General features: G+C 64.0%; 16 protein-coding genes. 6 read left to right on the forward strand and 10 right to left on the reverse strand.

All coding sequences use genetic code 11. The features are described from left to right. Positions 1-3: 3 nt before the first annotated feature. Positions 4-279, reverse strand: coding sequence for an Lrp/AsnC ligand binding domain-containing protein (locus VGG51_05710; GenBank protein ID HEY1882521.1), 276 nt, complete (start codon positions 277-279; stop codon positions 4-6). 77 nt (positions 280-356) lie between these two features. Between VGG51_05710 and VGG51_05715 the strand changes: the two genes are divergently transcribed. Then, positions 357-1,298, forward strand: coding sequence for an NADP-dependent oxidoreductase (locus VGG51_05715; protein ID HEY1882522.1), 942 nt, complete (start codon positions 357-359; stop codon positions 1,296-1,298). A gap of 14 nt (positions 1,299-1,312) precedes the next feature. Here VGG51_05715 and VGG51_05720 read toward each other — a convergent pair whose 3' ends face one another. Together VGG51_05720 and VGG51_05725 are read right to left on the reverse strand one after the other, a co-directional pair. Continuing rightward, a complete protein-coding gene (locus VGG51_05720) occupies positions 1,313-2,170 on the reverse strand; it encodes an enoyl-CoA hydratase/isomerase family protein (GenBank protein HEY1882523.1) in 858 nt (285 codons plus the stop codon). 127 nt (positions 2,171-2,297) lie between these two features. Next, positions 2,298-3,419 carry a Phenylacetic acid catabolic protein gene (locus VGG51_05725; GenBank protein HEY1882524.1) on the reverse strand — a complete coding sequence of 374 codons (1,122 nt, stop codon included), beginning with the start codon at positions 3,417-3,419 and terminating at the stop codon, positions 2,298-2,300. Between the two features lie 124 nt (positions 3,420-3,543). On the opposite strand from VGG51_05725, the gene VGG51_05730 reads away from it, so the two are divergent. Both VGG51_05730 and VGG51_05735 read left to right on the forward strand, forming a co-directional pair. Beyond that, complete coding sequence (locus tag VGG51_05730) at positions 3,544-4,383, forward strand: PaaX family transcriptional regulator C-terminal domain-containing protein (protein HEY1882525.1); 840 nt, start codon at positions 3,544-3,546, stop codon at positions 4,381-4,383. Between the two features lie 41 nt (positions 4,384-4,424). Then, on the forward strand, positions 4,425-4,817 hold the full coding sequence (locus VGG51_05735) for a hypothetical protein (GenBank protein HEY1882526.1): 393 nt from the start codon (positions 4,425-4,427) through the stop codon (positions 4,815-4,817). 23 nt (positions 4,818-4,840) lie between these two features. Here VGG51_05735 and VGG51_05740 read toward each other — a convergent pair whose 3' ends face one another. From VGG51_05740 to VGG51_05755, 4 genes are read right to left on the reverse strand one after another with little or no spacing between them, the layout of a single operon-like run. Then, complete coding sequence (locus VGG51_05740; GenBank protein HEY1882527.1) at positions 4,841-5,164, reverse strand: hypothetical protein; 324 nt, start codon at positions 5,162-5,164, stop codon at positions 4,841-4,843. 10 nt (positions 5,165-5,174) lie between these two features. Continuing rightward, positions 5,175-6,668: an aldehyde dehydrogenase family protein gene (locus VGG51_05745; GenBank protein ID HEY1882528.1), complete on the reverse strand. Its 1,494-nt coding sequence runs from the start codon at positions 6,666-6,668 to the stop codon at positions 5,175-5,177. Between the two features lie 12 nt (positions 6,669-6,680). Next, the gene (locus VGG51_05750) at positions 6,681-7,880 is read right to left on the reverse strand and encodes an acetyl-CoA C-acyltransferase (protein ID HEY1882529.1); all 1,200 of its coding nucleotides are present in this window, start codon (positions 7,878-7,880) and stop codon (positions 6,681-6,683) included. Continuing rightward, on the reverse strand, positions 7,877-9,460 hold the full coding sequence (locus tag VGG51_05755) for a 3-hydroxyacyl-CoA dehydrogenase NAD-binding domain-containing protein (GenBank protein HEY1882530.1): 1,584 nt from the start codon (positions 9,458-9,460) through the stop codon (positions 7,877-7,879). Before VGG51_05755 ends, VGG51_05750 begins: the two co-directional genes overlap by 4 nt. Positions 9,461-9,512: 52 nt before the next feature. Here VGG51_05755 and VGG51_05760 point away from each other — a divergent pair, with 52 nt between their 5' ends. Continuing rightward, positions 9,513-10,070 (forward strand): NUDIX hydrolase, encoded by a 558-nt coding sequence (locus tag VGG51_05760; GenBank protein HEY1882531.1) that lies wholly within the window; start codon positions 9,513-9,515, stop codon positions 10,068-10,070. Positions 10,071-10,103: 33 nt separating this feature from the next. Beyond that, entirely contained in the window at positions 10,104-10,301 is a 198-nt protein-coding gene (locus VGG51_05765) for a hypothetical protein (GenBank protein HEY1882532.1), read from the forward strand. Positions 10,302-10,316: 15 nt separating this feature from the next. Here the strand turns inward: VGG51_05765 and VGG51_05770 are convergent, their stop codons facing one another. Continuing rightward, positions 10,317-11,120, reverse strand: a complete 804-nt coding sequence (locus VGG51_05770) for an alpha/beta hydrolase (protein ID HEY1882533.1) — start codon at positions 11,118-11,120, stop codon at positions 10,317-10,319. 135 nt (positions 11,121-11,255) lie between these two features. Between VGG51_05770 and VGG51_05775 the strand changes: the two genes are divergently transcribed. Next, a complete protein-coding gene (locus VGG51_05775; GenBank protein HEY1882534.1) occupies positions 11,256-11,504 on the forward strand; it encodes a hypothetical protein in 249 nt (82 codons plus the stop codon). Positions 11,505-11,571: 67 nt separating this feature from the next. On the opposite strand, the gene VGG51_05780 is transcribed toward VGG51_05775, so the two are convergent. Together VGG51_05780 and VGG51_05785 are read right to left on the reverse strand one after the other, a co-directional pair. Beyond that, entirely contained in the window at positions 11,572-12,783 is a 1,212-nt protein-coding gene (locus VGG51_05780; GenBank protein ID HEY1882535.1) for an MFS transporter, read from the reverse strand. Next, positions 12,780-13,388: a cytidylate kinase-like family protein gene (locus tag VGG51_05785; protein HEY1882536.1), complete on the reverse strand. Its 609-nt coding sequence runs from the start codon at positions 13,386-13,388 to the stop codon at positions 12,780-12,782. Before VGG51_05785 ends, VGG51_05780 begins: the two co-directional genes overlap by 4 nt. Positions 13,389-13,401: the final 13 nt, after the last annotated feature.

Consider the following 13,401-nt stretch of genomic DNA (forward strand, 5'->3'; position numbering starts at 1 on the left):
GCGTCAGTCGCCGACGTCCCAGAGCAGGCCGAGATCCTTCTTCGAGAAGGACCTGAAGGCGATCAGCGTTTCGGTGCTGAGGATGCCGTCGAGCGCTGCGACGTGCTCGGTCACCAGATCGTTGAGCTCTTCGTGCCGTTTCACGCGAGCGATGGCAACGAGATCGTAGGGTCCCGCGACCGAGTAGACTTCGGCAATCCCCTCGACGGCGAGCAAATCGTCAGCGATCGAGCGCAGCCGCTGCCGTTCGACCCTCATGAGGATGAAGGCGCTTACCATTCCGCCCTCTTTGGGCGGCCGCCGAAACCGCCCTCCTGCCGTTTGGAGCCTGACGCGAGAGGGCAAAAACTCGGGCGATGAAAGCTGCGGTTATCGAGCACCGTGGCGACCGCGGGGAGCTCAAAGAAATTCCGGTTCCCCAGCCGGCGTCCCACGAAATTTTGGTCCGCGTTACGGCGGCGGGCGTCAACCCCATGGATTGGAAAATACGCGATAGAGGTGGGCGCGCGATGCCGTTCGTCCTCGGGCAGGACTTCGCCGGCATTGTCAGCGCGACGGGCCCAGGCGTTTTGAAATACCACGAAGGCGAGCGCCTATTCGGCATCGCGCGCGCTCACGGTGCGTACGCCGAGTACACGCTTGTTCCCGATGACGATCACTCCCAGCCGATCGCCAAGATCCCCGACGACGTCGGCGATGCGGAAGCCGCGGCGCTCCCGACGGCCGGACTTACTGCGCTGGCCGCGCTCGACGCGCTCGGCGTTGAAAAAGGTTCGATCGTGGTGGTGCTGGCAGCGAGCGGCGGCGTCGGGAGCTTTTCGGTGCAGATCGCGCGTGACCGCGGGGCGCGCGTCATTGGAACCGCGCGTCGATCGAACGAGCAGCTCGCGCGCTCGCTCGGAGTCGACGAGTTCATTGCCTATGATGAGCAGAACGTCGTGGAAACAATCCGGGCTGCCCATCCGCACGGCGTCGACGCGGTTTTGGACTTGGTCGACGGCCCGGACGCGATCTCCGCGATGGCGGGCACGCTCAAGAAGGGTGGGAAAATCGTCTCGACCATCGGTGCCGCCGACGTGAAATGGTTCTCCGAGCGCGGCCTGTTCGCAATCAATATCAATATGGCAGAAACGCCGACGTCTTCTCACGCAGGTTTGCGAGAGCTGCTCAAGATGCTCGAAGGCGGAGCAATCCGCGTAATGATCGGGGGCGAGCGCAGCCTGGCCGACGCCGTCGCCGCGCTCGATGAAAGTAAAAGCGGGTCGGTCGACGGTAAGCTGATCCTTACCGTCGACTAAACCCTGGTGAACCTCTACTTGTTCTTGAAGCGGGCGACGCGCTTTTCGTTATAAGCAGCGAGGCCTTCTTTGGCGTCTTCGCTCTTGAAAAGCAGCGATTGCAGTTCGCGTTCGAGCGCGAGCGCATCCTGGAGCGGCAACTCCGCGCCGGTCTGCACGCTGCGTTTGATATGGCCGACGGCCATCGGCGCCTTGTTCGGCGAGCAGAACTGTTTTGCGTAATCGGTGATTTGCTCGCGGAACTCGGCCGCGCTGCCTTCGAAGAGGTCGTTGATCATGCCCCAGTCCAGCGCCTGTTCGAAGCTGACCGTCTTGCCGGTCGTCATCAGCTCGATCGCGCGCGACTTGCCGACGAGCCTCGCCAATCGCTGCGTGCCGCCGGTGCCGGGAAGCACGCCGAGCGCGACTTCCGGAAGGCCGATCTTCCCTGCGTCTTTGCGTGCGATCCGCAGGTCGGCCGCCATTGCGATCTCCAGACCGCCCCCGATGCAGTGGCCGTTGAGCGCGGCGACGACGAGCTTCGGCGTTTGTTCCAGGCGCGACAGCGTCTCGTTGGCGTGCAAACAGAACATGTACTTAAACTCGGGCGTCACTTGGTTGAGCATCCCGATGTTCGCGCCGGCCGAGAAGAACTTCTCGCCTTTGCCGGTGAGCACGATGACTTCGACTTCGGGATCGAAGCGCGCGTCCAAAATCGCTTCGTCCAGCTGACGCATCATCTCGTGGGTGTAGGTGTTTGCAGGCGGGTCGTCCATCTCGACGAATCCGACGTGGCCGTCTTTCCAATAGTTAATGACGCGCTTGGTATCGAGCGTGCGCGCCTCGCGGCCGAAGGGCGTCTGTTGTGCGGGTCCGTTAACGGTCGTTGTCATGCGAGTTTTCCTTTAGGGGCGATCCAGCGGGGGCCCCGTGCGCTTTGCGCACGGGGGGCGCGGAGTCCGAAGGACGCAGCGCCGGTTAAAAAAACGGGGCCCCGACTGGATCGCCGGCAGCCGTGGTTCATGCGAGTTTTCCTTTAGGGGCGATCCAGTTGGGATCTTTGAAAAATTCTTTGAGGGTGGCGTCGTCGGCGGCGTTCGGCAAAACGCCGCGCGCGTAGGTTTCCCACTCCGCTTCGCTCAGCTTGCGGCCGTCGACGCTGTAGCGCTGACCCGCGAACTCGCCGATCATTCGATTGAAACGCATGTCGGGAACGTAGAAAGCCGTCTCGGCGGCGTTGACTTCGTTCACGCGCGCGACCGTCGCCGCAACTTCGTCGTAAAACTGCCGGCGAGCGCGTTCGTTGAGGTGTTCCTTGTCGGCTGCGTCGCCGGCCTTATCCTCATCGACCCGGCCCTTAATGCCCCAGGTATAGGCCCACTGCGCCGAGCCGGAGTGATCGGTGCCGAAAAGGTCGAGCGAACCCGAGATCCACTTGTTGTAGTACTTCTGCTGGATCTCGACCGGAATCACGCCGGCCTTGGCGATGCGTCGCAGACCCGTGATCCCCGTTCCCATGTGGAAGGCCTCTTCGCGCAGCATCGGCCCCATTGAAGAGGCTAAGGGCGCAAAGCTCGAGTGCGAGAGCATCGTCAGCTGGAACTTGCCGTCGCGGTCCATGAAGTTCGTGTAGGCGAAGAAGTCGAGCCAGTGCGTAACGTCCTCGTTGAACGCATTGAGCAGCCGGTTCTTCTTTCCGAACGCGCGCCGTTCGAGCATTTTCTGCGCCTCGATTTTGCCCTCGCTGCCGAAGTGCTCGACCATCAGGTGGCACATCTGATAACCGTGACGAGTCTCTTCGACCATGATGCGGACCAGCGACGCCAGATCGTATTCGCTGGGTGCGTTGTTTACGAGAAACCGCTGTTGCTCGTTGGAGGCAAACTCGGTGTCGCCCTGATAAACGACCATATTGAGCACGGCGTCGCGCATCCGCTGATCGGGGATCTCGCGGACACGCTCCCAGCGGCGGTCCCCCTTGAAATCGCCGAAGTAGATCTCGGGCGTCGGCAGTTCGCCGTATTTGGCCTCGAAGCGATAGCCGGGCATAAAGCGGTCGACGAGCTCACGGTCGAGCCCGATGTCGCGGCGCCACTCATCCAGCATCCCGATCCAGTCGTCAAAGGTCGATACACGGTTCATTTTTGCTGCCTCAATCGTATAACGGAAATTTCGCGAACGGCGAGAATACCGTCATATTACGGCCCGCGCCCGGGAAAGTCAAGTGAAGCGGGCGGTCCTCTTCTAAGGAGGAAGAATCGCAGAAATGCCTGAGTCGGCGCCCGTCGCTCCCCGAGCCGTAAGCCGCCCGAATTCGTTCATTTTCACGCTCTACGGCGATATGGTGCATCGACTCGAACCCGACGGAACGCTCTGGATTGGGGCCTTGATCCGGATCATGGCATCCTTTGGAATCTCTTCCCAGGCGGTACGCCAGGCCGTTTCACGGATGAGCCGGCAGGGCTGGCTGGTCGCGCGCCGTGAGGGAAACCGGGCGTACTATGCCGTCACTCCCCGGGGCCGCCGAAGAATCGAAGAGCTCAGCCCCCGTATCTACGGGCCGGTCATCGAGTGGGACGGCCGTTGGCGCCTGCTGAGCTACGCGATCGGCGAGGCGCACCGCCGGCACCGCGAACGCCTCCGCAAGGAGCTCTCGGCGCTCGGTTGGGCTCCGCTCTCCCCGTCAACGTGGATATCGCCCTCGGATACGCTGGGGGCGGCCCGGGAGGCGGCGGCGGCGACCGAGACTCTCGACGCCATTCATCTCTTTACGGCCCAATACAGCGGCCCGTTGCGCGATCGCGAACTGCTCGATCGATGCTGGGACGTCAACAGAATCGCGGCGGCATATCGGGAGTTCGTCGCCCGATACAGCCCCCGGTTCGAGCGCGAACTCTCACACGGCGACCTAGGCGACGAAGCCGCTCTCGTCGAGCGGCTCTGGCTGGTCCACGACTACCGGCGATTTACCTATGTAGACCCGGGCCTCCCTAGCGAGCTCCTTCCGGCGCACTGGCCGGGGACGGCGGCGGCAGCGCTCTTTCGCGAGTACTACGCCGCGATCGAAAAGAAATCACAACGGTTCTTTCATCTTTGCGCGCAGTGAGCGGACGGGGCAGGCGTTGCGCACGTCGAAGCGACCCGCCCATGCCGAAACGCCTCATGATCGCACTAGCCGTTGCCGCGCTGGCCGTCGCCGCCTGCCACAGCTCCACCTCGACGACTCCGACTCCGTCGAGTTCGCCCGCGTCGCCCTCGCCAAATCCCAAAGATCACAAAGCTACCGTCGAAGTAACGATCAACAGCACGCCGCAACCAATGATTCCGGTCGCGATCTCAACGCCGGCGAACCCAACGAGCCCTCGTCCGGGCACGCCGTTCGACACAGAGACAACCGGTAAAAAGGGGTTCGTACACTTCTTGATGCTCGACCCGAAGAAGACGTATTGCTGGGTTGCAGACTTCGGATCCGGCCACAGCTCGTCGGAGTGTGCCGACTGGGAGATCTGGCAGACGAGCACGATCCTGCTGGGAACGTAGGTACCTTGGGTTCCGGGCGACCTTCAGTCGTCCTCATGCAGGTGAAGGTGGCAGCCGTCTTCCGCGTCCGACAGCACGTCGCGCGCCTCGGCCAGCACGGCGCCCGAGAGCGGGCGATTCGGCGGCTCTACGGTACCGTGTTCGGCTAGAAAATCAACCTCGCTCCAGTCCTCCCATGTCTCGAGCGGCTCCCCCTCGGCCGTTGCTGGAAAGCGGACGCAGAATCCCTGTTCGAGATGCAGTCCGACCACGCTGACCTCCGTACCGCGCGGAAAGTACGTTCCGTCTTTCCACAGCGTACCGTATGTCGTGTTGTAGCGCTGGCCGATCTTGAATCCTTCCACCATGCCCCAGCCGCTATACTCGAAACGGATCCATCGGTCTCTCTCCGATGTAGGTGAGGACGCTTTTGGTTTCGCTGTAGAGACGCATCGTCTCCATTCCCAGCTCGCGGCCGTATCCGGAGGCTTTGTACCCGCCGAACGGAACGCCGGGAAAGACCGCGTACGGCGTATTGATCGCAACCGAACCGCTGCGGATTGCGCGCGCGACGCGGTTCGCGCGTCCAATGTTCGAAGTCCAGACGCTCGCAGCCAAACCGTATTCACTGTCGTTGGCCAGCGCGATTGCCTGCGCTTCGTCGTCGAAACGGACCAAGACCGCGACCGGCCCGAAGATCTCCTCCCGCACGATGCGGTGCGAGCTTTGGGCTTCATATGCCGTCGGATTCCAGAACGTCCCGCCTTCGAACGAATCGCCGAGCGTCGGGGAGCCTCCGCCGAAGAGCGCGCGCGCCCCTTCGGCAGCGCCAACCTCGCAATAGCTGCGAATCTTCTCGAACTGCTCCGTCGTGGTAATCGCCCCGATCTGCGTCTGCGTATCCTCGGGATCGCCGACGCGCAGCCGCTGCGCTTTCTGCGCGAAGCCCTCCGCGAAGCGATCGAAGATCGGCGTGTGAACGAGGATCCGCGAACGGGCTTCGCAGCACTGACCCGCGTTATAGTAAACGCCGTAGAGCGCACCGGCGATCGCCGCGTCGACGTCCGCATCGTCGAAGATGACCGACGGCGACTTGCCGCCTAACTCCAACGTAACCCGTTTGAGCGTTCTAGCCGCCGCCGCGGCAACGGTTCTGCCGGTTTCGGTAGACCCGGTGAACGCAATCTTGTCGACCCCAGGATGCTCGACGAGCAGGGCGCCCAAGCCGCTGCGCGATCCGGTTACGACGTTGAGAACGCCTTCGGGTACGCCGGCTTCCAGGGCGAGCCTTCCCAACTCGATGGCCGTAAGCGGCGTCACGTGCGCCGGCTTGAGCACGATCGTGCACCCGGCGGCGAGCGCGGGCGCAACCTTCCACGATGCCAGCAGCATGGGAAAGTTCCAAGGGACGATCGCGCCGACGACGCCGACCGGTTCGCGCACGGTGTTCGCGAGATAGGTCGGCAGCGGCGGCGGGAGCGTGTCGCCGTAGTTCTTGGTTGCCGCTCCGGCATAGAACTCGAACGTATCGACGATCGCGGAGAGCTCGCCGCGCGCGGTTCCGATCGTCTTGCCGTTGTTTCGCACCTCGCGCAGCGCGAGCTCGTCGGCGTGCTCGGCGATCAGCTGCGACAGTTTGTAAATAACCTTTGCGCGGCGCGATGCGGCCATCGTCGCCCACTTTCCGGTATCGAAGGCCCGGCGAGCGGCAGCGACCGCATCGTTGAGATCGTCTTTGGTCGCATCCGCAACTTCGGCAAGCTTGACACCGGTCGCGGGGTTTCGAATTTCGTACGTCGCCCCGTCCGCGGCATCTCGCCACGCTCCGCCGATCAGAAGCTGCGTTTTGGGCATCGTCTGCGTTGAAGTCATCTCCGGCGCCTTCTACTCGACCCGCTCGAATACCGTTGCAATCCCCTGGCCGACGCCGATGCACATCGTGGCGAGGCCGTAGCGCGCCCGCCTGCGCTCCATCTCGTGCAGCAGGGTCGTGACGATGCGCGCGCCGCTGGCTCCCAGCGGATGCCCGAGTGCGATCGCGCCGCCGTTGACGTTGGTTCTCTGGGGATCGAATCCGAGCTCGCGCATGCACGCGATTGCTTGGGAGGCAAACGCCTCGTTGATCTCGATCAGATCGAGCCGTTCGACGCCGAGTTTCGCGCGGGCCAAGGCCTTGCGCGTTGCAGGAATCGGCCCTAAGCCCATAACGCTGGGTGCAACCCCGGCGCAAGCCGATGCGATGAAGCGCGCCATCGGGCGCAGGCCGAGGCTCCGCGCCGCGTCCGCCTCGCAGAGCAGCACGGCAGCCGCACCATCGTTGATGCCCGAAGAGTTGCCGGCCGTTACGCTCCCGTCTTTTCGAAACGCGGGCTTTAGCTTGCTCAACGCTTCGATCGTGGTGGCCGGGCGTGGATGTTCGTCTTGGGTTACCTCGCTTGGCGGCGCACCCGCTGCCGCTACCGCTACCGAGACCAGCTCCGGCGCGAAAGCATCGCGTTCGACCGCGGCTTTACACTTCATCTGCGACTCAAAGGCGAACCGGTCTTGCGCTTCGCGCGTGATGCCGTACTGCGCAGCGACGTTCTCGGCGGTCTCGCCGAGCGATACCGTATGCTCCGGCGGCATCTTCGGATTGATCATGCGCCAGCCGAGAACGGTATCGAAGATCTGCTGTCCTCGCGCAAACGGCGACTCGCCTTTGGGCAGAACGTAGGGCGCGCGCGTCATCGATTCGACCCCGCCGGCAATCATGACGTCGCCCTCCCCGAAAGCAATGGCTTGCGCCGCCGAGTTGATCGCTTGGAGGCTCGAACCGCAAAGACGGTTGAGCGTCGTTCCGGGAATCTCGAGCGGCAGATCCGCAAGCAGCACGGCCATCCGCGCGACGTTGCGATTATCCTCTCCGCTCTGGTTGGCGGCACCGAAATACACGTCGTCGATGCGCTCCGGTGCGACGCGCGTGCGTTCGACGATCGCGCGCACTGCGACGGCAGCAAGGTCGTCGGGTCGCACCGACGCCAGTCGTCCGCCGTATCGGCCGATCGGCGTCCGAACGGCGTCGATGACCCAAACCTCGCGGCTCATTCCGGCGTCTCCTGCGCCGGCACGGCTTCGACGTCGAGAAGCCAGAGCGAACGATGGGGCGCGAACTGCTCTCCCTCGGCATCGGCGAGCCGCTTGAGAATGGTGCGTACGCGCGTGCCGCCGATCTCGCGCCCCCAGGTTATGGGGCCGCCCGGATAGTTCGCACCGAGCATCATCGCCTCGTCGACGTCCTCCGGAGACGCGACGTCCTCGGCAACGGCAATCATCGCCTCGTTAACGATCGAACCGATTGTCCTTCCCAAAAACAGCCCCGGCACGTCCTCGACCAGAATTGCTGCTTTGCCGATCGAAGCGAAGAGCTCTTGCGCGAGCTCCAGCGCGTCGTCGGAGGCTTCCTCCGAGTTGACGATCTCGACGGCGGACTGGCTCGCGACCGAACCGAGAGCGCCGAACCCCACGAGCCGCTCGCCGTGCCGCATTCGCCGCGCGCTTGCGGAAAGGTTCGTCGCGTACGCGTCGGCGATGATGATGCATTCTTTTTCAAACGCCGCATCGAGTTGCGCAATGATCTCGCTGCGGTCGGAAGCGCCATCGCCGGCATCGACGATGATCGTGCTCTCCGGCAGCACTTCGTCGAGCATCTCATCGTTGGCGACGACTTGGACGTTCGCATAGCGCTGGCCGATCAGCTCCGCGAGGTCCTGTGCGTGGACGCCGAGCCCGACGATCGCCACGACTTCGTCGGCATTGGGCTGCTCGTCAATTTGCGCCGCCTCGGGCTCAAAGCGCTCCGCCTTGCCGTCTGCGTACGAGTAGAATCCCTGTCCGGACTTTCTCCCGAGCAGTCCTTCCGCAACCATGATACGCTGGCTTTGCGCGGGTTCGAGCCGCTCCGCCTCGGTTCTTTGGTAGACGGACTCGCTGGTCGCCAAATTGACGTCGAGGCCGATGAGATCCATCAGCTCGAACGGCCCCATCGCAAAGCCGGCAGAACGCGCGAGCGCGTCGAGCTCCGGTACCGAGGCGACGCCGCGTTCGAGCGCGCGCAGTGCCTGCAGATAGTATGGACGCGCGACGCGATTCACGATGAAGCCGGGAGTATCCGCGACGAGAACCGGCGTCTTACCACAGCGCTCCGCAAACTCGAAAGCACGATCGATCGCTTCTTGCGCGGTCTGCTCCGCCTGCACGACTTCGACGAGCCGCATGCGCGTGGGCGGATTAAAAAAGTGGAGACCGATGACACGCGCCGGGTTCGGCGCGATACCGGCGAGTTCGCCGACCGAGAACGACGAAGTATTCGACGCCAGTAGTGCATCGGCAGGCAACGCGTTGGCGAGCTCGAGGAAGACGTTCCGTTTGAGTTCGAACACCTCCGGGACGGCCTCGATCGCAAGCATCACGCGGTCGCGCGGCTCGATGCGATCGGCCCACTCGATCCGAAGCGCCGGCGACGCATCGCCCGAACGCTTTGCCTCGCGAGCAAACGAACCGACGGCGCGCTCGCGCGCGCTCGCTTGCGGCTCGACGATCGTCACCTGGAACCCCGCGCCGGCGGCGAGGAGTGCGATACCGGCGCCCATCGTTCCACCGCCGACAACCATTACACGTTCGGGCATGGGGCGCACTTCGTTAAAGGAGGGATAAACGCTTCGTCGCACTTCGCCTACTGTGGAGAAGCCGCAGTGGCGCGTCCGATCCTCGAGTTACGTCGTCAATTCGCCGTACATGCGCTTGCGTGCCGACGAGGTCGAGCTCCCGAACGGCACGATCGTTTCCGACTACTACGTCCGCGAGTCCTACGGCTTCGCGACGATTCTGGCGCTCACGCCCGACCGCGACGTCGTCCTGGTGCGCCAGTACCGATACGGCGCGGACTCGATTCACCTCGAGCTGCCGGCTGGAATGCTGCAGGACGCCGAGGACCCGCAGGCCTGTGCGCTCCGGGAGCTGACCGAGGAGACCGGCTACGAGGTCGCCCGCAGCGAGCCCGCCGCCGAATATCTCCCCGAGCCCGTCCGGTCGACCGCGCGCGCCTACGTTTATATAGGCTACGATGCGCGCAAGACCCGGGAGCCCCAGCTCGATGCCACCGAGCATCTGACGGTCGAGCTGGCAACGCTGGCGCGCTTTCGAGAGATGCTCGCCGACGGTACGATCGATTCAGGGGCGTCGATCGCCGCCGGCTATCGAGCCTTGGATTACCTCCGGGCGCTGGGCGATCGCTGAAACCCGCGGCCCCGCCGCAAGGTAGATGATGGCGTGAACCCGACACTCGCGCTCTTTCTCCGGCTTACGGCGGTCATCGCGGTTGGGCTGGTGCTCCTGGTCATCCTGAGCCACCTGCTCCTGCTCGCGCTCAAGGCCGTCATCATCGCCGCGGTCATCGCAGCCATCGTCATCGGCTGCTTCTTCGTTTACAACCTCTTCCGGCGCAACAAGTACCCAGTCATTCGCTAGCGTGCTGACGCTAGACTAGACTTGCCGCGCTAGCCACGCGCGCAGCGCTTCGTTGGTGCATCCGGGGTCCTCGAGCATCGGCAGATGCGCGCTGTTCGCGCAAACCGCCAGCTCGCCGCGCGGAAAATGCCGCGTCATCGTACGCGCCTCTTCTTCCCCGACGACCGTGTCGTTTGCCCCGGCGATGACCAGCACCGGTACGTCGAGGTCCTCCGCGATATCCTCCGCCGGCGCGCGCAGCGCCATCCCGCGAAGCGTCGCGGCCGCACCCGCCGGATCGTTGGCACGGGCTATGCGATAGACGTTTTCGGCGATTTGCGGCTGCTTTGAAACGGTTTGCGGAGCGAGCAGTCGCGGCACGATGGCCTCGACAATCGGCTCGATGCTCTTCTCGCGATCGGCGCGATCCGCCAGCTCTCGCCGCCTCCGCGCTTCTTGCGGGGTGTCGGCCCGCAAGCGGCTAGCAATCAACGCGAGGCCCTCCACCCGTTCGATAAACATCCGCGCAAACGCGAGCGCAACGTATCCGCCCAGCGAGTGTCCCGCGATCGCCGCACGCTCGATGCCGAGCGCGTCGAGAACGAGTGCGACGTCGGCGGCGAGCGTTTCCATTAGATATGGACCATCGGGCGAGCTCGATGCACCGGAGCCTCGAAGGTCTGGACGAACGACACAAAACTCGCGCTCGAGAGCTAGCGACTGCGCGTCGAAGATGCTCGCAGAGAGTGGGAATCCATGGATCAAAACGACCGCGTTACGGTGTTGTCGCCCGCTTACGCGCGCTTCGATGCGCGCTCCGTCATCGGCCAAAACTTGCATTGACGCTCGCAATACGGTATAAGAAGGGCAATACCCCTGGTCGCTTGGTGACCAGAGAAAGGATGACTCGTACCAACAATGGCAGTTCGAAAGAAAGCCGCTCGCAAGGCCGTGAGAAAAGCGGTCGTGGGAGCGTTGGTCCGCAAAGCGATCCGCAAGAAGGTGCGACGAAAGCTGGTTCGTAAGGCCGTTCGCCGCAAAGTTGCGCGCAAGATCGTGCGCAGGAAAGTCCGCCGCAAAGCGGTCCGCAAGGCGGTTCGCAGAAAGGTGGCCCGCAAGGTGGTTCGCAAGAAAGTGGCTCGCAAAGTAGCCCGCAAGGCCGTTCGCAAGAAGGTGGCCCGCAAGGTAGTCCGCAAGCGCGTCCGGCGCAAAAAGGCCGCCTAACCTCGAACCTTCATGATTCCGCCGGTGCGGAATTGATTAAGCGAGCCGCCTACGCGGCTCGCTTTTTTCATACGGTCCGCACGGCCGGCGCGCAGAGCCAGGTCGCCGCAAAGAGCACCGCGCAGACCGCGCCGGCAAAGGCGAACGTTTCGCGCAGCCCGGCTACCGCGCCGATCGCACCGTCGACCAGCGACCCGAGCGGCACGACGCCGATGGCAATCATCGTGTAAACGGAGAGCGCTCGCCCACGCACTTCGTCCGGCGAAAGCATCTGAATCAGCGTGTTCGTGGCGCCCATCATCGCCATCGTTCCGACACCGATCGCAAACAGCACGCCCAGCGCCACCTGCAGCGACGGGACGAACGCCAGCACGAGCAGCCCGACCGACATCAGCATCCCCGATTGGAGCCATAGGCGCGAGCGCCGCTCCCGTCCGGCGAAGTACGCGGTGACGAGCGCCCCGCCGAAACCGCCGACTCCGATTGCCGAGACCGCCCAACCCAAGCCGCGAGGGCCGGCGTGCAGAACGTTGACCGTAAACGCCGCGATGAGCTGGCTGTAGGGCCGGACCAAGATGGCGGTAACGAACTGACCGAAGACGATCCAGCGAAGCGCGGGATGCCGCACGATGAACGCGATGCCTTGGTGCATCGCGCGCAACGGCGGTTCGCGATGGCGCACCACCGGCGGCGACGGACTCATCATCACCACCGCGACGACGACTGCGAGCGTCGCGGCCGCGTTGAAATAGAAAGCGCCGGAGACGCCGATCCACACGATCAGCAGGCCCGCGACGGCCGGCCCGACGACCGCCGGCGCGTTGAACGCGACCGAGTTGAGACCGATCGCGTTTCCGACATATTGGCGGTCGACGAGCAACGGTACCCAGCTCTGGCGCACGGGCGAGTCGAACGCGTTGGCGGCCGAATTCACCGCCGAAAGCACGACGAGACCGGCGAGATTCAAGGTATTCGTCGTCGCCAGCAGGGCGAGCACCAATGCGGCCAGCGCCATCGTCGTGTTGGTTACCAGCAAGACGCGCCGTCGCGGAAGCGCATCGGCGGCGACTCCGGCCAGCGGCGAGAAGAGCAGTACCGGAATCGCTCGAGCGGCGCCCAGTATGCCGAGGTCGAGCGCGGCGTGATGCGCCGAGCCGGCCATCCTCGCGACGAAGAACCCCATCGCCGTAAACTGCATCCACGTCCCAAGGTTGGAGACGAGCAGACCGATCCACAGAAGGCGAAAGTCGCGATAGCGAAGCGGGGCCGCGAACGTCACGCGCGCGCTCGCACGGCCGCCACGATCGTCGCGCAACTCTGCGCGACGTCGAGGCGCGACGTGTCGATGCAGAGATCGTAGTTCCGCATGTCGCCAAACGTCAGCCCGTACCACTGGCGGATGTAGGCGGTGCGTGCCCGGTCGATCCGATCGACCTCGGTCTGCGCGACTTCGGGGGAGACGTTGGAGGTTTTCACGACGTGGGCTATCCGCCAATCGCGCGGAGCGTGCATGAAGACCCGAAGAACATCGGGCCGCTCTCCCAGGATCGCGTAGGCTCCCCGCCCGACGATCACGCAGCGCCCTGCGGATGCAGCGTCGCGCACCGCTTGAGCGACGGCCTGTGCAAGCTCCTCGTCGAGCGGTTGCGTCGCCGCGGCCTCGGCGAGCTCCGGCGTCGCGCGTTCGAGACTGTCGATCAGCCGCTCTCCCAACGACCGTGGCGAATCTTCGCTCGCCTCAACGGCCTCGGGCGTGATGCGCAGCCGCTTTGCCACGACCACGGGCAGCTGCCGATCGACGTAGTCGTATCCCAACGTCTCGGCGGCCCGCGAGGCAATCGCGAGCGCGCCGGATCCGTATTCGTTCGAGACCGTTACGATCACCGGGGATGAAATA

It is taken from the genome of Candidatus Cybelea sp., assembly GCA_036489315.1.
In the GTDB taxonomy this organism is placed as follows: Bacteria; Vulcanimicrobiota; Vulcanimicrobiia; order Vulcanimicrobiales; family Vulcanimicrobiaceae; genus Cybelea.